The 20236-nt window shown below is 68.5% G+C and carries 20 protein-coding genes, 2 pseudogenes and 1 riboswitch; of the genes and pseudogenes, 14 read left to right on the top strand and 8 right to left on the bottom strand.

Annotation, left to right across the window (positions count from 1 at the left end):
- Nucleotides 1-7: 7 nt before the first annotated feature.
- From cobW to ASE63_RS24345, 4 genes are read right to left on the bottom strand one after another with little or no spacing between them, the layout of a single operon-like run.
- The gene (gene cobW / locus ASE63_RS24360) at nt 8-1063 is read right to left on the bottom strand and encodes a cobalamin biosynthesis protein CobW (RefSeq protein ID WP_056807903.1); all 1056 of its coding nucleotides are present in this window, start codon (nt 1061-1063) and stop codon (nt 8-10) included.
- A 4-nt stretch (nt 1064-1067) separates the two neighbouring features.
- Nucleotides 1068-1454, bottom strand: a complete 387-nt coding sequence (locus tag ASE63_RS24355; RefSeq protein WP_056808146.1) for a DUF1636 domain-containing protein — start codon at nt 1452-1454, stop codon at nt 1068-1070.
- A gap of 19 nt (nt 1455-1473) precedes the next feature.
- Nucleotides 1474-2220, bottom strand: coding sequence for a CbtA family protein (locus ASE63_RS24350; RefSeq protein ID WP_056807900.1), 747 nt, complete (start codon nt 2218-2220; stop codon nt 1474-1476).
- A gap of 12 nt (nt 2221-2232) precedes the next feature.
- On the bottom strand, nt 2233-2409 hold the full coding sequence (locus ASE63_RS24345; RefSeq protein WP_056808143.1) for a CbtB domain-containing protein: 177 nt from the start codon (nt 2407-2409) through the stop codon (nt 2233-2235).
- A gap of 36 nt (nt 2410-2445) precedes the next feature.
- Nucleotides 2446-2632, bottom strand: a riboswitch (cobalamin riboswitch).
- 120 nt (nt 2633-2752) lie between these two features.
- On the opposite strand from ASE63_RS24345, the gene cobU reads away from it, so the two are divergent.
- Both cobU and cobO read left to right on the top strand, forming a co-directional pair.
- Nucleotides 2753-3271: a bifunctional adenosylcobinamide kinase/adenosylcobinamide-phosphate guanylyltransferase gene (cobU, locus tag ASE63_RS24340; protein ID WP_082610265.1), complete on the top strand. Its 519-nt coding sequence runs from the start codon at nt 2753-2755 to the stop codon at nt 3269-3271.
- 7 nt (nt 3272-3278) lie between these two features.
- On the top strand, nt 3279-3890 hold the full coding sequence (cobO, locus tag ASE63_RS24335; RefSeq protein ID WP_056807898.1) for a cob(I)yrinic acid a,c-diamide adenosyltransferase: 612 nt from the start codon (nt 3279-3281) through the stop codon (nt 3888-3890).
- 4 nt (nt 3891-3894) lie between these two features.
- Here the strand turns inward: cobO and cbiB are convergent, their stop codons facing one another.
- Entirely contained in the window at nt 3895-4875 is a 981-nt protein-coding gene (cbiB, locus tag ASE63_RS24330) for an adenosylcobinamide-phosphate synthase CbiB (RefSeq protein ID WP_056807897.1), read from the bottom strand.
- 18 nt (nt 4876-4893) lie between these two features.
- On the opposite strand from cbiB, the gene cobD reads away from it, so the two are divergent.
- Nucleotides 4894-5916 carry a threonine-phosphate decarboxylase CobD gene (cobD, locus tag ASE63_RS24325; protein ID WP_056807895.1) on the top strand — a complete coding sequence of 341 codons (1023 nt, stop codon included), beginning with the start codon at nt 4894-4896 and terminating at the stop codon, nt 5914-5916.
- Nucleotides 5917-6031: 115 nt separating this feature from the next.
- The gene (locus tag ASE63_RS24320; RefSeq protein ID WP_056807893.1) at nt 6032-7003 is read left to right on the top strand and encodes a D-2-hydroxyacid dehydrogenase; all 972 of its coding nucleotides are present in this window, start codon (nt 6032-6034) and stop codon (nt 7001-7003) included.
- An 8-nt stretch (nt 7004-7011) separates the two neighbouring features.
- Here ASE63_RS24320 and ASE63_RS24315 read toward each other — a convergent pair whose 3' ends face one another.
- Entirely contained in the window at nt 7012-7518 is a 507-nt protein-coding gene (locus ASE63_RS24315) for a hypothetical protein (protein ID WP_082610263.1), read from the bottom strand.
- A 121-nt stretch (nt 7519-7639) separates the two neighbouring features.
- On the opposite strand from ASE63_RS24315, the gene ASE63_RS24310 reads away from it, so the two are divergent.
- On the top strand, nt 7640-8110 hold the full coding sequence (locus tag ASE63_RS24310) for an aminoacyl-tRNA deacylase (RefSeq protein ID WP_056807891.1): 471 nt from the start codon (nt 7640-7642) through the stop codon (nt 8108-8110).
- A gap of 29 nt (nt 8111-8139) precedes the next feature.
- Here ASE63_RS24310 and ASE63_RS24305 read toward each other — a convergent pair whose 3' ends face one another.
- Nucleotides 8140-9789 carry a GMC family oxidoreductase gene (locus ASE63_RS24305; RefSeq protein WP_056807889.1) on the bottom strand — a complete coding sequence of 550 codons (1650 nt, stop codon included), beginning with the start codon at nt 9787-9789 and terminating at the stop codon, nt 8140-8142.
- A gap of 102 nt (nt 9790-9891) precedes the next feature.
- Nucleotides 9892-10467 carry a DUF924 family protein gene (locus ASE63_RS24300; protein ID WP_082610262.1) on the bottom strand — a complete coding sequence of 192 codons (576 nt, stop codon included), beginning with the start codon at nt 10465-10467 and terminating at the stop codon, nt 9892-9894.
- Nucleotides 10468-10722: 255 nt separating this feature from the next.
- On the opposite strand from ASE63_RS24300, the gene hemC reads away from it, so the two are divergent.
- The 9 genes and pseudogenes from hemC to ASE63_RS24260 all read left to right on the top strand — a co-directional run.
- Nucleotides 10723-11667, top strand: a complete 945-nt coding sequence (hemC, locus tag ASE63_RS24295) for a hydroxymethylbilane synthase (protein WP_056807887.1) — start codon at nt 10723-10725, stop codon at nt 11665-11667.
- Between the two features lie 64 nt (nt 11668-11731).
- Nucleotides 11732-12739 carry a helix-turn-helix domain-containing protein gene (locus ASE63_RS24290; protein WP_056807885.1) on the top strand — a complete coding sequence of 336 codons (1008 nt, stop codon included), beginning with the start codon at nt 11732-11734 and terminating at the stop codon, nt 12737-12739.
- Between the two features lie 254 nt (nt 12740-12993).
- Nucleotides 12994-13317 (top strand): STAS domain-containing protein, encoded by a 324-nt coding sequence (locus ASE63_RS24285; protein ID WP_156410590.1) that lies wholly within the window; start codon nt 12994-12996, stop codon nt 13315-13317.
- 2 nt (nt 13318-13319) lie between these two features.
- On the top strand, nt 13320-13685 hold the full coding sequence (locus tag ASE63_RS24280; RefSeq protein WP_056807881.1) for a response regulator: 366 nt from the start codon (nt 13320-13322) through the stop codon (nt 13683-13685).
- Nucleotides 13685-15733 (top strand): chemotaxis protein CheA, encoded by a 2049-nt coding sequence (locus ASE63_RS24275; RefSeq protein WP_056807879.1) that lies wholly within the window; start codon nt 13685-13687, stop codon nt 15731-15733. Before ASE63_RS24280 ends, ASE63_RS24275 begins: the two co-directional genes overlap by 1 nt.
- Nucleotides 15733-16218 carry a chemotaxis protein CheW gene (locus ASE63_RS24270; protein ID WP_082610260.1) on the top strand — a complete coding sequence of 162 codons (486 nt, stop codon included), beginning with the start codon at nt 15733-15735 and terminating at the stop codon, nt 16216-16218. Before ASE63_RS24275 ends, ASE63_RS24270 begins: the two co-directional genes overlap by 1 nt.
- Nucleotides 16219-16245: 27 nt before the next feature.
- Nucleotides 16246-17610: pseudogene (locus tag ASE63_RS28850) on the top strand (methyl-accepting chemotaxis protein); the annotation flags it as partial.
- A gap of 1 nt (nt 17611) precedes the next feature.
- Nucleotides 17612-18221 (top strand): annotated as a pseudogene (locus ASE63_RS28655) (methyl-accepting chemotaxis protein); the annotation flags it as partial.
- Between the two features lie 534 nt (nt 18222-18755).
- Nucleotides 18756-20236 (top strand): HAMP domain-containing protein (locus tag ASE63_RS24260; protein WP_056807875.1); only part of this gene is annotated, 1481 nt, incomplete at its 3' end.

Here is a 20236-nt window from a genome sequence, read left to right as displayed (position 1 = left end):
GACGGCCTCAGCCCTTGGCGAGCGCAGCCTCCACCGCCTTCAGGTCGAAGCCCTTCAGGCCGATCACGGTGAGCCGGCCGTCGCGCGCCTCACCTTCGGCCCAGGCGCGGTCGAAATGATGGCTGACGCGCCGGCCGACGCCCTGGACGACGAGCCGCATCGGCTTGCCTGGGACGCCGGTGAAGCCCTTCAGCCGCAGCACGCCCGCGGCCTCGGCGGCCTTCGCGACGCGGGCCGAAAGCTCGTCGGGCGACAGGCCCGCGGGAAGCGGCAGCGCGACCGAATCGAAATCGTCATGGTCGTGGTCGTGCTCGCCCTCGCCGTGATGGGAGGGGCGGGAGGCGAGGTCCGCTTCGGCCGCGGCGCCGAGGCCGACGATCAGCGCCGGCTCGACCTTGCCATGGCTGGTCTCGACGATCTTGATCGCCTTGGGCAGGTGCCCGGCGATCTCGGCCTTGACGCGTGCCTTGGCGGCTTCGTCGATCAGGTCGCTCTTGTTGAGCAGGATCAGGTCGGCGCAGAGGATCTGGTCCTCGAAGACCTCCTCCAGCGGGTTGTCATGCTCCACGGAGGCATCCTGCGCGCGCTGGGCGGCGAGCGCGTCCGGATCGTCGGCGAACTGGCCCTCGGCGACCGCCGGCCCGTCGACCACGGCGATGACGCCGTCGACCGTGACGCGGGCGCGGATCGCCGGCCAGTTGAAGGCCTGGACCAGCGGCTTCGGCAAAGCGAGGCCCGAGGTCTCGATCAGGACGTGCTCCGGCGGGTCGGCGCGGTTCAGGAGCTTTTCGAGCGCGGGCACGAAATCGTCGGCGACGGTGCAGCAGATGCAGCCGTTCGGCAGCTCGACGACGTCCTCCTCGGTGCAGCCGGCGATGCCGCAGCCCTTGAGGAACTCGCCGTCGAAGCCGAGATCGCCGAACTCGTTGACGAGCACGGCGAGCTTCTTGCCCTGGGCGTTCTCGAGGAGATGGCGCACCAGCGTCGTCTTTCCGGCACCGAGGAAGCCGGTGACGATGGTGCAGGGAATCTTGCCCAGCGACGGGTTTTGGGGGGCGTTCATGCTGTCATCCTTGCTGGCGCGCCGGCAGAGGCGGCACGCGTGCGACCACGCCCTTGCGGAAGCAGGCGGGTCGTTCTCTCCAGGGAACGATGCCGTCGGCGCTGGCCGCATAGAGCTCGGCCGCGCCGACGATGTCGTCGAGATGGATTTCGGTTTCGAGATCGCCGATCAGATAGGTCCATTTGCCGTCGGCGGCGAGCGCGATGGTGCAGGGGCGCTTGCAGACCGAGAGGCACTCGGCGGTCGCGACCGTGATCGCGCTGCCGGCATCCCGCAGGCGCTGCGCCAGCGCATCCGCAAGCGCGGCACCCGGCCGGTCGAAGCCGTCGGGCAGGTCCTCGCGGACGCGCCTGCACACCGTGCAGACATGGATCGTCGGAGCGGCGGTCATGGTCGTGCTGTCGCCATGGTCACCGGGCGTCGGCGCGGCGGATGAACCACGGCCATAGCCGGCCGACGGCAAAGCCGGTGATCAGCCAGAGCGCGGCCTGCACCGCCAGCGAAAGCGCCGCGAAATGAGCCGCGACCTCGGCCGGCACCTTGCTCTCCGGTGCGGCCGGATGCGGCGCGCCGATGACATGCGGGACCAGGATGGCCAGGACCGCGAGCGCGCGCAGCCACGGCGCCTCCATGCGCAGGAAGACGAAGATCGCTCCCGCCGTCACCAGCGCCGTGAAGATCCACCAGAGCTGGCGGCTTTCCAGCGCGGCGGCGGCGGCACCCGGCAGCTCAGGTGCCAGCCCGATCGCCGGCACGAGGCCGAAGGCGAGAAAGCCGCAGGCCGCCCAGGTCAGCGCGCGCCGCTCGTCGATCGTGTCGTTGGCGGCGATCATCCCGCCGAGCAGCAGGGCGGCGAAGCCGATCGCGGTGGCGATCGTCACCAGGCTCGTGAACAGCGTGCGCTGGAAACCGTCCTGCGGCGCCCAGGCGTCATGCTCTCCATGGGCGTCGCCGCCATGGGCGAGCACGATCTTCGCTTCACCCGAAAAACCCTGCTCCGTGAAGGCGGCATAGGACGGTGCGACGGCGCGCAGCGCCGCCTCATAGGTCTCGGCCTTGAGGATCAGCGGGGTGGTGGTGACATGCTGGAGTGCGGCGACGACGAGCCCAGCCAGAAGCCCGGCCAGAAGACTGACCGCGAGAACACGATTGATCATGATGGCCTTCCCTCAGTGGCAGGGGAAAGCGATGGCGTGGCGGGTGTCGTGCGCCGCGTTGTGGACGCTGGCCGACGCCGCGAAGCCGACCGTGTAGATCAGCACCATGCCGAGCGCGAGCGCTGCCGCGGCGGCCTTGACGCGTTCTGAGACGCTGGCCTGCTGGGTGGAAACGGAAGCCGTATTCATCATCGTTCTCCTGGCCGCCCCGCCGGCGGCCTGTTGGATTGCGGATCGGACGACGGCAGGTCTCCTGGCTTGCGGATCAAGGCGTCCGGCGCCGCCTTCCCGGGATCGCTCCCAGTGGCCGATGGCGCAGAACTCACCGCTCACAGTTGCGGGGGCAGCCGCGGTATCGCACCGCGTTCCCTTTTCACCTCCTCGCGAAGGCACCGTCGCCCGAGATCATTAGCCATGTGCGGTTGGCTGTGCAATGCAGTGCGCCGTCATTCCCGGGCGGAGCGAAGGCGCAGACCCGGAAATCTCTTGCAGGAGATGCCCGGGACAAGCCCGAGCATGACGGCGGAGGTCGCTGCCCGTGGATATTCCCCACCTCACCCTCGTTCTCGGCGGCGCGCGCTCGGGCAAAAGCCGCCATGCCGAGGCGCTGATCGAAGCCTTGCCGGCGCCTTGGGCCTATGTAGCGACCGCGCAGGCCTGGGACGAGGAGATGCGTGCCCGCATCGTCGAGCACCGGGCGCGCCGCTCGGCGGACTGGGCGACCATCGATGCGCCGCTGGCGCTGCCCGATGCGATTCGCGGCCTGCCCGCCGGGCGGCCGGTGCTGGTCGACTGCCTGACGCTCTGGCTGACCAATCTGATCCTCGCCGAGCATGACACATCCGCGGCCGGCTCCGACCTGATCGAGGCCTGCGCGCAGGCCTCCGGCCCGGTGGTGCTGGTGTCGAACGAGGTCGGCCTCGGCATCGTGCCTGACAACGCGCTGGCGAGACGCTTCCGCGACGAGGCCGGCCGGCTTCATCAGGCCATTGCCGCCCGCGCCGGCCATGTGGTCTTCATGGTGGCGGGCCTGCCGATGCAGGTGAAGTGAGGTCAGAATGACAAGCGCAAGCGACGCCGCCGCCCGCCACAAGGCGAAGATGGAGAAGCGCAAGGCGGTACAGGACGCCGAGGTCGCCTCCAAGACGGTCGAGAAGGGGCTTCTCATCGTCAACAGCGGCCCGGGCAAGGGCAAGTCGACGGCAGCCTTCGGGCTCGCCCTGCGCGCCCTCGGTCATGGCTGGCGGATCGGCGTGGTGCAATTCATCAAGGGCGCCTGGGAAACCGGCGAGCGCAAGGCGCTGGACGCCTTCGGCGACCGGGTCTCCTGGCACACCATGGGCGAGGGCTTCACTTGGGAGACGCAGGACAAGGCCCGCGACATCGCCGCGGCCGGCCGCGCCTTCGACAAGGCGAAGGAGCTGATGGCCGATGAGAGCATCCGGCTGATCGTGCTGGATGAGCTCAACATCGCGCTGCGCTACGATTATCTGCCGCTCGCCGAGGTCGTCGCCACCTTGGCGGCGCGTCGCCCGGACCTGCACATCATCGTCACCGGCCGAAACGCAAAGCCGGAACTGATCGAGGCCGCCGACCTCGTCACCGAGATGACGCTGGTGAAGCATCATTTCGCCGCCGGGGTGAAGGCGCAGGAAGGGATCGAGTTCTGAGGATTCAGGCGAGCAGCCCGGCCGCGGCACCCGCTGCGGCCAGCCCCCACAGCAGGCCGCAGGCTTTTCGGTAGAGCCGCAGGGCCCGCCGGATGTCGGCTGCGGTTGCCTCGGCCCGCCCGTCGCCCATCCAGTGGTCCTCGACGCGGGTATCGCCGTAGATTCGCGGCCCGGCGAGACGAAGGCCCAGAGCGCCCGCCATCGCCGCCTCCGGCCAGCCGGCATTGGGCGATTTGTGCTTGCCAGCGTCGCGCCGCACAGCGCGCCAGGCGGCAGTCGCGTCGCCATCCCGGCCGAGCGCCGCCGCCGCGACCAGCAGCAGTGCGGTCAGCCGCGAGGCCGGCAGGTTGACGAGGTCATCGAGTCGCGCGGCCGCCCAGCCGAAGGCGAGATGGCGCGGTGTCTTGTGGCCGATCATCGAATCGGCGGTGTTGATCGCCTTGTAGAGCGCGATTCCGGGCAGCCCCGCCGCGCCGAGCCAGAAGGCCGGCGCGACGACGCCGTCGGAAAAGTTCTCGGACAGGCTCTCGATCGCAGCGCGCGCGACGCCGGCCTCGTCGAGGCTCTCGGGATTGCGCCCGACGATCATCGCGACGGCCTTGCGTCCCTCGGTGAGCCCGCCGCGCTCAAGCCCCTCGGCGACGCGCGCGACATGCTCGTGCAGACTTCGCTGTGCCAGCAAGGTCGAAGCGAGCAGGGCGAGGGGCAGCAGGCCAAGCGGCCCGAGCATCCGGCACAGATCCGTCAGCGCGAGGGCAACGGCCAGCGTCGCGGCGAGTAGGACGAGGAGCGCGGCGATGCCCGCAGCCTTGCGCGCCGCGAAGCCCGCCCGCTCCCGGTTGAGCGCCTGGTCGAGACGCGAGATCAGGGCACCGAGCCAGGTGACGGGATGGCCGATCAGCGCATACAAGCGCTGCGGATAACCGATCGCCGCCTCGACGACGAGCGCGGCCAGCAGCAGAAGCAGGGTATCGGGCAAGGCCATGGGCGGGCGGGGTGAAGCGTGACTGAGGGTATCTGGCATGGCGGTGACTTAGCCCGGGCGCGGGCGCAGTTTCCTGACGCGCCCAAACCCTGGATCGATCTCTCCACCGGTATCAATCCCATCCCCTATCCGCTTCCGGCGCTGCCGTTAAGCCTGTGGCAGCGCCTGCCCGGCGCCGATGACGAGGCCGCGCTGCTGGCGGCAGCCCGAAAGGCCTATCGCGTGCCGGCCGGGGCAGGCACCATCGCCGCGCCCGGCACCCAGATCCTGATCGATCTGCTGCCGCGCGTGCTTCCCGATCTCGTTAGCGCCGGCCCGGTCGCCGTGCTCGGGCCGACCTATGCCGAGCATGCGCAGGCCTGGCGCAAGGCCGGGGCCGATGTCGCCGAGGCTATGACGCCGGCCGATACGATGCAGGCTGCGAGCATTGTGGTCGTCAACCCGAACAATCCCGATGGCCGCTGCCTCCCGGCCGGCGAACTCGCCGCAATGGCCGCGCGCTGCGCCGGGCGCGGCGGCATGCTGATCCTCGACGAAGCCTTCTGCGACTTCACGCCGGAAGCCAGCCTGCTCCCGGCGCTGCCTCCGGCGACCATCGTGCTGCGCTCCTTCGGCAAGACCTATGGGCTCGCGGGCGTCAGGCTCGGTTTCGCCATCGGCGACGGCGGTGCTGTGGCGGCCTTGCAGGCTGCGATGGGCCCCTGGGCGGTGGCGGGCCCGGCGCTGGCCATCGGCGCGCAGGCGCTGGCCGATACCGAATGGCTGGCGCAGGCGGAAGCGGCGCGAGCCGCCGACGCGGCGCGGCTAGATGCCCTGCTGTCGCCGCTCGGCCGGGTCGTCGGCGGCACGACGCTGTTTCGCCTGCTCGCGACGCCGGCAGCGCCCGCTCTCTTCGCCCATCTCGGCCGGCAGGGCATCTATGTCCGGCGCTTCCAGAACGACGCGACATGGCTGCGCTTCGGCCTGCCGGGCAATGCCGCCGGATGGGAGCGGCTGGAGGCGGCGATGCCGTCCGCGGTCTTGCTTTCGCAGCGCGCCTAAGTCTTGCATGTGCGCCGGTCCCGCATGAACGCCATGCCGGGACGGCGCCGGAACCGCCGGCCAACCCGACGAGAAGCCTCTCCAGAACAAGCCTCGCCTGAAGGGAACGACCGACATGCCCGCATTGCCGCCCGACGCCGATCTGACGATCTGCTTCGCCCATGCCGCCTATCAGTTGCAGGACGAATTCAAGACACGCGGGCATGCCGCGAAGAGCTTCGAGGTTCGCTCCCTCGACGAATTCAAGGCGCGCGCTGCCGAGGCGGATGTCGTCGTGGTCTCCGGTCTCTGGCGCAACGAGCTGCTCTCGACCTGCCCGAAGCTGCGCTTCGTCCAGTCGATCAGCGCCGGCACCGACCAATACGACAAGTCAGCCTTCGCCGCTGCGGGCGTGCGGCTCGCCAGTGCGCAGGGCGCCAATGAGCGCGCGGTCTCCGAGCACGCCATGGCCCTGATCCTCGGCCTGACCCGCCAGATCCACCTCGCCCGCGACAACCAGACGGCGAAGAGCTGGCGTCCGATGATCGGCGACCGCGCCCGGCGCGAGGACGAGCTCGACGGCAAGACGCTGGTGATCGTCGGGCTCGGCCGCATCGGCCTGCGGCTCGCCAATCTGGCGAAGGCCTTCGGGCTGCGCGTCGTCGGCATCCGCCGCAGCCCCGGCCCGCAGGCCGGTGTCGATGCGATCGTGCATCCCGACAAGCTGCACGACGCGCTGGCCGGGGCCGACATCGTCGCATTGACCTGCCCGCTGACGCCCGAGACGGAGGGGCTGATCGAGGCGCGGGCGCTTGCTGCGATGAAGCCGACGGCGCTGCTGATCAATGTTGCGCGCGGCAAGGTGGTCGACGAGCAGGCGCTGGCCGCAGCCCTGAAGGAGGGACGCATCGCCGGCGCCGGGCTCGACACCTTCCACGAGGAGCCCCTGCCGGCGAGTTCGCCCTTCTGGGCGATGCCGCAGGTCATCGTCACCCCGCACAGTGCCGGCGAGACCCGTGCCTATGAGGGCAATGTCGTCGACGTGCTGATAGAGAATCTCGAGCGCCTGGCGCGCGACGAGGCGGCGCTTCGCAATCAGATCGTCTGAGCGGCACCTTAGGCGCGCAGCGAGCGCCACCAATGCCGGGCCGCGTCCCGGCTGCGCAGCGCGAACGCATAGGCCGCGCTGCTCCTGACCCAGTCCAGCAGCTTGCGCCGCAGCCGGTCTAGCAGGCCCATGGCCCAGGCGAGCCAGCGATAGGTGAGCAGCTTGTGGCGGCCGGCATGGTAGATTCGCTCGACCAGCAGGAAACTGACCAGATGGGCGAAGGCGAAGACGACGAGCCCGGTCCTGAAGCGGTCCTGCGCCATCAGGACGAGGCCGAGCAGCTTCAGCGGCTCGGCGACGGCGAAGGGGATCGCGAGCAGGACCAGGATGGCGAGCCGTGGCAGGCGTGCGATGGCAGCCTCGATCCGCCTGACGATACGCAGTGCGGCCAGCCGGCGGATCAGCGGCCGGTAGAACGGCCTCGCGATCTCGTCGATGACGATCAGGACGGTGAGGATGGCCCGCAGGACGAAGAGCAGGCCACGTGTGACGGGGCCTCTGTCGGGGCGCGGCAAGGGGCCTGGTCCCTGGCCGATCCCGTCTGTTTCAGGCCTGTCCATTTGCCGTTGACTTCCCGGGTGATGAGAGGAGGATGATGTTTCGACGCGTCGCCACGCAAGACAGGGGGCGCCTACGATGACAATCGCACAGAAGCTTCGGGCCTATATCGACGGCGAGGGCATCGCCTACGATACCCTTTCGCATCATCGCACCCGGACCAGCAGCCAGTCGGCGATGGCGGCGCATGTTTCCGGCGGCAGCCTGGCCAAATCCGTGGTCGTGCACCATGAGACGGGATACGCGCTCGCTGTCGTGCCGAGCACGCACCGGATCGAGCTCTCGACCTTGCAGGATGTCATGGACAGGCGGCTCGGCCTCGCCTCCGAGGACGAGGTCGGCGCGCTTTTCACCGATTGCGACCTCGGCGCGATCCCGCCCATCGGCTCGGCCTACGACGTGCCGGTGATCCTGGACGAAAGCCTCGGCAACGCCAGCGACGTCTATTTCGAGGGCGGCGACCACAAGACCCTGGTGCGCGTCAGCGGGGCCGACTTCCGCAGCCTGATGAAGGATGCACGGGTCGCCCGGTTCAGCCACCCGTCATAGGGTCGCCGTGTTTGCTCGGAACCGCGCCGTCAACGGCTGCGCGCGTCCTCCAGCATCATCGCTGCGCCCTTTTCTGCTATCATCATCGTCGGGTTCGCGGTGTTGCCGGAGGTTATGGCGGGCATAACCGAGGCGTCGATGACGCGCAGGCCCGCAACGCCGCGCACCCGCAGCCTTTCGTCGAGCACTGCGCGGGGGTCGTCCTCGCGGCCCATTTTCGCCGTCCCGACCGGATGGAATATCGTGGTGCCCAGCCGCCCGGCCGCCTCGAGCAGATCGGCATCGCTTGCGGCGGCCGCGCCGGGCAGGTGCTCCTCCGGCCGGAAGCGGGCGAGCGGTGCCTGCGCCACGATCCGCCGTGTCAGCTTCATGGCGTCGATCGCGACCTGCCGGTCGGCTGCCGTGTCGAGATAATTCGGTGAGATCGCTGGAGCGTCCTCGGCATGGGGGGTCTTGATATGGATATGGCCGCGGCTGGTCGGGCGCAGGTTGCAGACGCTGGCCGTGAAGGCGTCGAAGGGATGCAGGCCCGAACCCCAGCTATCCAGCGAGAGCGGCTGGAAATGATATTGCAGGTTCGCGGTTGCCTGCTCGGGCGAGGATTTCGCGAAGGCGCCGACCTGCGAGGGCGCCATCGTCAGCGGCCCGCTGCGCATGGCGGCATATTGCAGCGCCATCAGCGGCCGGCGCCAGAGCTTGGCATAATCGCTGTTCAGCGTCCGCACGCCCTCGACCTTGTAGACCGGCCTGAGCTGCAGATGGTCCTGCAGGTTTTCGCCGACGCCCGGCAGATGCGCCGTCGTCGCGATGCCGAGCGCCGAGAGGCGCGCCCCGTCGCCGATGCCGGAGCGCTCCAGCAAGGCCGGCGAGCCGACGGCACCGGCGCTCAGCACGACCTCGCCCGTGACCTCGACGCGCAGCTTCTCGCCGGCATGGGTGAATTCGACCGCCTTGGCGCGCCCGTCCTCGACCACCACGCGCTCGACTAGGACGCCGATCTCGAGCCGCAGATGGTCGTCGCGCCGGTCCAGCACCGGCCGCAGGAAGGCGTTGAAGGCGCTGAGCCGCCGGCCGCGCCGCTGGTTCACCTGGAAATAGGAGGAGCCTTCGTTGTCGCCGGTGTTGAAGTCGTCGATGCGGGCGATGCCGGCTGCCTCTGCGGCTTCGCGGATCGCATCGAGGATGGCCCAGCGCACGCGTGGATGCTCGACGCGCCATTCTCCGCCGGAGCGATGCAGGCTGCTTTCGCCCGGCCCGATATGGTCCTCATGCTTGAGGAAATAGGGCAGCACGTCGTCCCAGCCCCAGCCGGAAAGCCCGAGCTGGCGCCAGCCGTCATAGTCGGCGGCCTGCCCCCGCATATAGACCATGGCGTTGATCGCGGAGGAGCCGCCGAGCACCCTGCCGCGCGGATAGGGCAGGACGCGCCCGCCGAGCCCGGCTTGCGGCTCCGTCGCGAACATCCAGTCGGCACGGGGATTGCCGATGGCGAAGAGATAGCCCACCGGGATGTGGAACCAGATCCAGTCGTCGCGGCCGCCGGCTTCCAGCACCAGCACGCGCTTCCGCGGATCGCGCGACAAGCGGTTGGCCAGCACGCAGCCGGCCGAACCGGCGCCGATCACGACATAGTCGAAGGTGCCGATCGTCCGGCGTTCGGCATCGTCTGGCTCAGTCATGGCGTTCCCTGCTCGCGGCGGCGGGTGCTCTCCCGCTCTGACCGGACGAGGGATAAGGCGCGTGCCGCGGCGCGGCAATGGAACTGTCGTCGGGGTTCCCCCTCAGCCCGCGAAGCCGCCGCCGTCGATGAAAGCCTTCTCCTCGGCGGTCGTCTCGCGGCCGAGCAGGGGATTGCGATGCGGGAAGCGCCCGAAGCGACGGATGATCTCGCGATGGCCTTCGGCATGCTCGCGCGCCGGTCCGCCGAGCGGCGTGCTCAGCCGCACCGAAAGGTCCTGGTCGGCGAGATTCTCCGAATGGCAGAAGGGCAGATGCAGGAAGAGCCTGAGCTCGGTATCGAGGGCCTCGCCATGGGCTTCGGCTTGGGCGCGGCGCGCGAAATACAGCGCCAGCGCGTCGGTCGCATACATATGCGCCGTGCCGCGAAAGGCGTTGCGCGGGAACTGGTCGAGGAGGAGCGCGAGCGCGAGCGAGCCCTGCGCCGTCTCGGCCCAGTGGTCGAGCTCGCGGCGCCCTGCGGCGAAGTGGAGCGCGAGGAAGCGCTCGCGGAAGAGCGTGTCGAAGGCGGCGTCCTTGTTGAACCAGCGCTCCGGCCCGGCATCGCGCCAGAAGTCGACGACCTCCTCGGGCGTTGCAGTGATCGTGGCTCGCGGCCTGTTCGCGGTCGTGATGTCCATGGCGGTCTCCCTGCGCCGTCCATGGGTAGCGGCGCTCCGACGTCTCGGTTTCATGTCCGGCCGCTAGGCCTTGCCCGGGCAACCCGGACGGCCCGCGAGGCTATGCCGATCTTGAGCGATCGCAAAGGAATCGCGGGACAGCGCTGGTAAGCTGCACTCGCCGCAATGGCAATCCGCTGATATAGACCCGCTCAAATCGATGTGAGGCTGGCCCGCGGGAGCGGTTCCGGGCTCCTGGACGAGGCAGTTTCCCTGATGCACCTCAAGATCGGCACGCGACGCAGCCCGCTGGCGATGGCGCAGACGAACTACATCGCCGGGCTGATCAAGGCGAAGCACCCGGATACGGAGTTCTCGCTGGTCCCGATCGCGACGATGGCCGACAAGGACCGCGTCTCCGAATTCCATCAGTTCGGCATCGTCGGCGTGTTCTCGACCGAGCACGAGGAGCAGTTGACCTCGGGCGAGGTCGATATCGTCGTCCATTCGCTGAAGGACCTCCCGACCACCCTGCGCGATAGCCTCGCCCTGGCCGCCGTGCCCGGGCGCGAAAACCCGCGCGACGCGCTTTGCGGTTCGACGCTCGGCGAGCTGCGGCAGGGCGCGCGCGTCGGCACCGGCTCGCTGCGCCGCCGCTCGCAGATCCTCAGCCTGCGGCCGGATGTCGAGGTCGTGCCGATCCGCGGCAATGTCGGGCCGCGCCTGGCCAAGATCAACGGCGATGACGGGCTCGATGCGGTGATCCTGGCCCAGGCCGGGCTGGAGCGGCTGGGGCTCGCGGAAGCCACCACCGAGCAGCTCGACCCGATGCTGTTCCCCCATGCGGTGGGGCAGGGGGCGTTGGGCGTCCAGGCGCGGACGGCCGATGCGGCGATCCTTGCCTTGCTCAAGGACATCGAAGACGAGAATACACGCGCCGAGGTCGATGCCGAGCGGGCGATGTTGCATGCGCTGGGTGCGGGCTGCAGCCTGCCGGTCGGCGTCTGCACGAGCTGGCGGGACGGGCGGCTCGCCCTCCATGGCCAGATTACCTCGCTTGACGGACAGCAGCGCCTGACCGCGGATGCCGAGCGCCCGCCCGAGCAGGCTGTCGAACTCGGCCTCGAGGTGGCGGAGACCTTGCGCGTCGCCGGCGGGGTTGCCATCCTCGAATCCTCCTATCGCAGCTTCGGCAGCCACTTCAAATTCGTCGGCGCCTGAGCCGCAGGGTTTCCGCGACGCCCGCGGCTTGACCGCGGCCGCGGCCGCGGTCACAGGAAGAAGGGTGAAGAGGCGTTCGTCAGGGTCGTCCGATTCGCGGGGGCGACCCGCAGCCCGCGAAGGCGGGGACGAATTCGTCAGCCGCGATGCCGGCGAGACGCAGGCCTATCTCGTCCATCTCCTGCGCCGGGACCTCGTGCTCGCGCCGCTTCGGACCGGGAGCTTCGAGGCCCGTCTGACGGCGCACGGGATCAGTGGCGCCCATCTCGTGCAGGCCCGCTATCCGCAAGGCATGAGGCTCGGCCGCGGCCTGCCGCATGACAATCTGACGCTCCGTCTCGTCAGGGCGGGCGGCACGCTCTACTCCGTCGGGCGGCAGACCCATGCGGCCGTACCGGGACACGGCTTGATCCTCAATACCGCCCTGGCCGAGAGCGGCGAATATGCCGCGGGTAGCGACCATTCGACCTTCACGCTCCACGCCGAGCAGGTGATGCGGACCCTGCAGGCCGCGATCGAGCGTCCCGTGACCGAGCCGCTGGACTTCGCGACGTCCTTCGACGCGTCCTCGGCCTCCGGTGCGGCGCTGGTCGGCATCCTGGCTGCCATCGAAGCCGGGCTTTCGAACGCTCAGCTGGCAAGCGCGCCGCATGCCGCGCGGATGCTGCAGGACGCCCTGATCATGCTGATCCTCGAGCGCTTCCCGCATCGCTATTCCGCCTGGTTCGAGCGGCAGGCGGCGGCGCCGGCGCCCTGGCAGATCCGGCGCGCGCTCGAGCTGATCGACGGCCACAAGGCGGGGCCGCTCACGGTGCAGGAGGTCGCGGACACGGTGGGCATCGGCCTGCGCTCGCTGCAGGAGGGGTTCCGCCGCCACAAGAAGACCTCGCCGCACGACTACATCAAGCAGGCTCGCCTGGCGCATATCCGCGCCGAGTTGCTGGACCCGCTCTCGTCGCGCTCGATCGAGGAGGTCGCGCGGCACTGGGGCTTCGTCAATCGCGGGCATTTCGCCGTCGATTACCGGCTCGCCTTCGGCGAGCTGCCCTCGCAGACGCGGCGCCGGGGCTGATAGCCCAGTTCGCCTGACGCCTGCCTTTCCGCATTTTTCGCGCTGCAACAAAAAGCGGCGGGCACGGCCTGCCATGGTTAACGGAGTATTGCCGGCCGCGCTTCCCCCGACTCGCCGAGCGCAAGCCCGACTCAAGCTACGCATGATAATAAACAATAGATGAAATGGATATGCTGTAGCGTTAAGTGAATTATAAGTTCATGCTCTTATATATCTTGGCATGAAAGGTGTGCGCTTCGGCATGCTTCGTATTGGTGCGATACGAGATGAGTAGTGAATCTGTTGGAGTCGTCACCAGGGTCGGTGCAGGCTCGGATTGTACGCTTCGGAATGCAAGGGCGCTGACTGATTCCCTTGTTGGCCTGGTTAATGCCGGTTCCGGTGTCGAAGTCGACTGTTCCGACGTCGCGCAGGTCGATATCACCTTCGTCCAGACGATCGTCAGCGCCGAGCGCAGTTTCGCCGCGCGCGATCTCTCCTTTGCGATGCTTGCGGCTCCGGAGTGTGTCCACTCCGCCTTCGCGCGGGCCGGCATCGCGATGCCCGGCACGGGCCGCTTCGAACCATCCAGGAACTGACCATGGCCAATATCCTCACCGTCGACGATTCGCCGAGCGTCAGGCAGATGATCAAGCTCGTCCTTGGGCCGGCCGGGCACAATGTCGTCGAGGCCGGCGACGGCTCGGAAGGCCTTGCCAAGGCCAAGGCGCAGGCTTTCGACCTCGTCATCACCGACCTCAACATGCCGGTGATGAACGGCATGCAGATGATCAAGGCGCTGCGCGGCCTGCCGAGCTTCATGGGCGTGCCGATCGTCTTCCTCACCACGGAATCCGACGACGCCGTCAAGCAGGAGGCCAAGGCCGCCGGCGCGACCGGCTGGATCACCAAGCCGTTCAAGCCCGAGCAGCTTCTCGCCGTCGTCGCCAAGCTGGTGCGCAGCTGATGATCGAACTCGATCCCGCAGAGACCTTCCGCCAGGAAGCGGCGGACTTGCTCGACAGCCTCGAGACGATCCTGCTCGACCTGGGCCAGACCCCGCAGGACCGCGACCTGATCGACGCCGCCTTCCGGGCGCTGCACACGATCAAGGGTTCGGGCTCGATGTTCGGCTTCGACCGGGTCGCTGCCTTCACCCATGATTTCGAGACGGCTTTCGACCTGATCCGCAAGGGCAAGATCGACGCGAACCGCGACATCGTCACGGTCTCGCTCGCGGCCAAGGACTACATCCGCACGCTGATCGACGACCCCGATTCCACCGACCCGATCATCGGCGAAGCGATCGTCGAGGAACTGCATCGCCTGATCGACGGCGGCACCGAGGCCGTACCGGCGGGCGGGATCGAGCCCGCCCCGGAGCCGGCCGCGGCCTCGGCGGGGTGGCGGATCGAGATCGCCTTCGAGCCGGGAATCCTGCGCAACGGCACCAATCCGCTCGTTCTGCTCGACGATCTGCGCGCGCTCGGCCCCTGCGAGGTCGAGGCCGATCTCGGCAAGGTGCCCGAACTCGATGCGCTCGACCCGGAAAGCTGCCTGATCTCCTGGGTCGTGACGCTGCAGAGCGCCTGTTCCCGGGACGAGATCGAGGACGTCTTCATGTTCGTCCGCGACGAGATGAAACTCGTCGTCACGCCCCTCGACGAGGCCGCCCCGATATCGTTTCCCCCGCTCGACATGTCGCTGCCGGCCGACGAGCCGGAGCCGGGCATGACCGCGCCCAACGCTGCCCTCGCGCCCAAGGCTGCTACCGCGCCGGAGCGCCCGGCCATCGCGTCGGAGAAGGCCGAACCCGGCCGCCGCAACGAGGACAAGGGCTCGACCGTGCGCGTCCAGGCCGAGCGCCTCGACGAGCTGATGGACCGCGTCGGCGAACTCGTCATCGCCCAGGCCCGCCTGAGCCAGATCGCCCATTCCGGCACCGACCTTGCGATCAAGGCGATCGCCGAGGAGATCGAGCGGCTGGCGTCGGGCCTGCGCGACACCACCATGGGCGTGCGCATGGTGCCGATGGGCTCGCTCTTCGGCCGCTTCCGCCGCCTCGTCCACGATCTCTCGCGCGATCTCGGCAAGCCGGTCGACTTCGTCACGGTCGGCGAAGAGACCGAGATGGACAAGACCATGATCGAGCGCCTCGCCGATCCGCTGGTCCACCTGATCCGCAACGCCATCGACCACGGCATCGAATCGGCCGACCGACGCAGCCAGACGGCGAAATCCGCCACCGGCCGCATCGAGCTTGCCGCCCGCTATGTCGGCGCGCAGGTGCTGGTCACGGTGCAGGATGACGGTGCCGGCCTCGATACCGCTCGCATCCGCGCCAAGGCCGAGGAGAACGGGCTGATCCAGCCCGGTGCCAGTCTCAGCGAGCATGAGATCCACCAGTTCCTGTTCCATCCCGGCTTCTCGACCGCCAAGACCATCTCGGCACTGTCGGGCCGCGGCGTCGGCATGGACGTGGTCAAGCGCACCATCGAGGCGATGCGCGGCACCATCGACCTGACCACGATCCCCGGCCACGGCTCGTCCGTGACGCTGCGCCTGCCGCTGACGCTCGCCATCATCGACGGGCTGCTGATCCGAGTCGGCGAGGGGCGCTACATCATACCGCTCTCGGCGGTGGAGGAATGCATCGAGCTCACCGCCGCCGACGAGGCGCGCGCCAAGGGCCGCAGCTTCCTCAGCGTGCGCGGCGAGCTCGTGCCCTTCCTGCGCCTGCGTGACCTCTTCGAGGCCGAGGGCGAGGCCGACCCGCACCAGAAGGTGATCGTCACCTCGATCGGCGACACCCGCATCGGCCTCGTCGTGGACCAGATCATCGGCAGCCACCAGACGGTGATCAAGTCGCTGTCCAAGCTCCACTCGGACGTCACGATGTTCTCCGGAGCGACCATCCTCGGCGATGGCTCGGCCGCGCTGATCCTCGACGTCGCCCAGCTCGTGACGCTCGGCCAGGTCCGCGCCGAGAGCGACAGAACGCCGGAGGCCGCATGATGGGCCAGCTCCAGATGCCGCAGGCCGCCGCAGCCGGCGCGCCGCCCGTGCAGGACGCGAGCCTCCAGGTGTTGATGGTCGGCCTCGGCAACGAGATTTTCGCGATCGAGACCGACATGGTGCGCGAGATCATCGACCCGGTTCCGGTGACGCGCGTCGCCGGTGCCAGGCCCTTCCTGCCCGCTCTGGTCAATGTCCGCGGCAATGTCGTGCCGCTGGCCGATCTGCGCATCCGCTTCGGCATGCCGCGCACGCAGCAGACGGCCGACACCCGCATCGTCGTCATCGAGGCCGAGATCGACGGCGATGCCGTCACGCTCGGGCTGCTGGCCGACAAGGTCTACGAGGTCACCGAGGTCTCGGGCCGGCAGGCCCAGCAGACGCCGCGGCTGGGCAACCATTGGCGGCCGGAGTTCATCCGCTTCATCACCAAATGGAACGACGAGTTCGTGATCGTTCCCGACATGGCCCGGATCCTGGGCTGACCGCATTCGAGACTGGGGGGTACGACGATGCGCTTTACCATTAAGGCGAAGCTTGCAGCGACATTCGGAATGGTCATCGCCTTGTCGATGGTCGCCGGCGGCGTCGCGTATTACGAGCTGACCGAGGTGGCGCGTGCGGAGGTCGAGATCATCGACCAGGGCAAGCGCATCAGCAAGGTCGCGGCCCTGCAGCATGAGCTGCAGGCTCAGCTCCGCGCCGAGAAGACGCTGCTGATCTCCAGCACGGACAAGGATATCGAGGCGGCCGCGGTCGAGATCGCGACGATGCGCCAGCACGTTTCCAGGCTGGCCGGCGAGATCCAGGCCGCGGCGAGCCCCGAGGGCCGCCGCCTGATCGACGAGGCCATCGTCCGCGCCAAGGCGTTCAACGACCTTCAGGACGACGCCATCCGCAATGCGAAGCTGAACTCCGGCGACAAGGCCATGGCGACCTGGCGCTCGGAAGGCGCGACCGCCATCGCCGGCCAGTCCACCGCGTTCGCCGAGGTCCTCGGGGAACTCGACAAGTTCGCAGCCTCGGCCGAGCACATCGCCGCTTCCAGGCTGGTCTGGGCCGCGCGTTTCGAAACCGCCCGCACCCTGCGCATGGTCGCCGAGACCTTCAGCGCCGATACCCTGGCCGAGCTCGAGGAGCGGCGCCGCGTCGCCGAGGGCGAGATCGCGGCCGGACGGCACGCGCTTCAGACGGCTGTCGGCGCCCTCAGGCCGCTCGGCGTCGCCACGCAGGGGCTGGAGGCCGCGACCGAGCGGGTCTACGCCCTGTCGACGCAGGTCCTCGACATCGCCCGGGAAGGCGGCAGCATCCGCGCCATCGAGATCAGCCGCGGCGAGGGCCAGCGCGCCTTGGCCGCCGCCATCGCCGCGTTCGATGCCTATGGCGCGCTCGCCGAGCGTCAGATGAACGAGATCGGCGCCAAGGCGATCGAGGCCGCCGCTTTCGCCAAGACGCTGCTGATCGCGATCCTCGCCATCTCCTTCATGCTCGCCATCGCCGCCGCGACCTGGATCGCGGTCAGCATCGGCCGCGGCCTGGCCAGCGCCGTCGAGCTCGCCAATGGCGTGGCCGCCGGCGACCTGACGCGCACCATGGCCGTGCGCTCGAATGACGAGGTTGGCGACCTCGTCACCGCGCTGAACGGCACTGTCGAGAAGCTCCGTCATGTCGTCGGCGACGCGCTGCAGGCTGCGGAGAACGTGTCGTCGGGTTCGCAGGAGCTTTCGGCAAGCGCCGAGCAGCTGTCGCAGGGCTCGACCGAGCAGGCCTCCTCGACGGAGGAAGCCTCGTCCTCGATGGAGGAGATGGCTGCGAACGTGAAGCAGAACGCCGAGAACGCCGCGATCACCGAGAAGATGGCCGGCCAGTCGGCGAAGNGAGGAAGCCTCGTCCTCGATGGAGGAGATGGCTGCGAACGTGAAGCAGAACGCCGAGAACGCCGCGATCACCGAGAAGATGGCCGGCCAGTCGGCGAAGGATGCGGAAGCCTCGGGGGTCGCGGTCGGCAAGGCGGTCGACGCCATGCAGACGATCGCGGCGAAGATCAACATCGTCCAGGAGATCGCCCGCCAGACCGACCTGCTCGCCTTGAACGCTGCGGTTGAAGCAGCCCGTGCGGGTGAACATGGCAAGGGCTTCGCGGTCGTCGCCTCGGAAGTGCGCAAGCTCGCCGAGCGCAGCCAGGCCGCCGCGGCCGAGATCGGCACGCTCTCGACCGACACGGTGAAGGTGGCGCAGGAGGCGGGCTCGATGCTGGCCAAGCTGGTGCCGGACATCAAGAAGACGGCCGAGCTGGTCGAGGAGATCACTGCCGCCTGCCGCGAGCAGGATGTCGGCTCGACCCAGATCAACCAGGCGATCCAGCAGCTCGACAAGGTCACCCAGCAGAACGCGGCGGCTTCCGAGCAGGTCTCGGCCACCTCCGAGGAACTCGCTGCCCAGGCCGAGCAGCTCCAGGCCACCATCGCCTTCTTCCGGACCGGCGAAGNGCCGGACATCAAGAAGACGGCCGAGCTGGTCGAAGAGATCACTGCCGCCTGCCGCGAGCAGGATGTCGGCTCGACCCAGATCAACCAGGCGATCCAGCAGCTCGACAAGGTCACCCAGCAGAACGCGGCGGCTTCCGAGCAGGTCTCGGCCACCTCCGAGGAACTCGCCGCCCAGGCCGAGCAGCTCCAGGCCACCATCGCCTTCTTCCGGACCGGCGAAGGCCAGGCCGGCACAGGCCCTTCGCTTGAGCGTGCGGTCGGGCGGCTCAAGGCCAAGGCTGTCGAGATGAAGGCCGCCGAGAGCAAGGCGGCCCGGACGAAGGTTGCCACAGCGAGGGCATCCGATGTCCCGGCTCGCGCAGCCAAGGGGTCCAAGGGCGGCTTCGCTTTCGACCTGACCGATGCGGGAGACGAGCACGACGCACAGTTTCGCCGCGCCTCCTGACCACCGCCTGCCTTTGCCGAGCGGGAGGCGACCGCCTCCCTGCCTCATCCTCCCCCTAACCATCACTCCTGTCGCGAGTTTTTGAGTCATGCGTTTCACGATCAAGGCCAAGTTGGCCGCAGCATTCGGCGTCGTCATCGCCCTGTCGACCGTCGCAGGCGGCTTGTCCTACCAACAACTGTCCAACATGACGGAGACGCAGAACGAGCTGATCCGCTGGAGCAACCGGCTCGATCTCGTCAGCGACATCAGGACCTACTTCAACCGCTCGATCCGGGCCGAGAAGAACGCCGTGATGGCCTCGTCCGACAAGGACATCGCGACCTATGCCGAGGCGGCCACCAATGCCCGGGTCGAGGCGCTGAAGATCCGCGATCGGCTGCAGGCCAGTGCCGACGAGGATGGCAGGCGCCGTTGGGACGCGCTGGCGCCGAAGATCGCCCGTTTCATCACGGTCCAGGACCAGATGCTCGGCTTCGCGCGGCAGAATTCGAGCGCCCGCGCCTTCGAGGTCTGGACCAACGAGACGAATCCTCGCATCGCCAACATCACGGCGACGGCGAACGGGATGCTGGCCGACCTGCTGAAGCCTGGCGCGGCGGCCGCCGCCCTGCCTGCCGCCTATGAGTTCCAGGGTGCCCGGCTGGAATGGATGCGCCTGACCCGCACGGCGACCCAGCTCTTCGGCGCCACGACGCCGGACGACGTTCAGCGCCTGAGCAAGGCGACCATGGATCAGATCCAGACGGTCCGCACCGCGCTGGCGAAGGCGACCGGCCCGATCGCCGAGGCCGGCACTTCGACCGAACAGACGCTTGCGGCCTTTTCCAGCGCGCTCGAATCGATCGCCAGGGTTGCCCAGATCGCCAGCGAGGCCGGCAATATCCGCGCCGCCAACATTTCGATGGGCGAAGGCGCGACCGCCATCACCGAGATGATGGCGCCGCTCGACGAGTATGGCGACTTCATCAAGGCGCAGGCTGGCGAGGCCGCCAAGCAGGCCGCCGAAAGCGCCGCCTTCGCCCGCAACCTGCTGATCGCGATCCTTGCCGCCTCGCTGCTGATCGCCATCGCCGCCGCCACCTGGATCGCGCTGAACATCAGCCGCGGCCTGTCGAGCGCCGTCGGCCTCGCCAATGCCGTTGCCATCGGCGATCTCAGCCAGAAGATCGACGTCAAGAGCAATGACGAGATCGGCGATCTGGTGACCTCGCTCAACACCATGACGGCGAACCTCAATGCCACCGCCGCCGTCGCCGACGCCATTGCCAATGGCGACCTGACGGTCGAGGCCAAGCGCCTCTCCGACAAGGACACGCTCGGTATCGCGCTTGAGAACATGCTCGAGAAGCTGCGGACCATCGTCACCCAGGCCATCCAGGCTGCGGAGAACGTGTCGTCGGGTTCGCAGGAGCTTTCGGCGAGCGCCGAGCAGCTGTCGCAGGGCTCGACCGAGCAGGCCTCGTCGACCGAGGAAGCCTCGTCCTCGATGGAGGAGATGGCTGCGAACGTGAAGCAGAACGCCGAGAACGCCGCGATCACCGAGAAGATGGCCGGCCAGTCGGCGAA

The organism is Allobosea sp. Root381 (assembly GCF_001429395.1).
Classification (GTDB): Bacteria; Pseudomonadota; Alphaproteobacteria; order Rhizobiales; family Beijerinckiaceae; genus Allobosea.
Note: the sequence above shows the minus strand (reverse complement) of the source record. Positions and strands in the feature narration are given on the sequence as shown.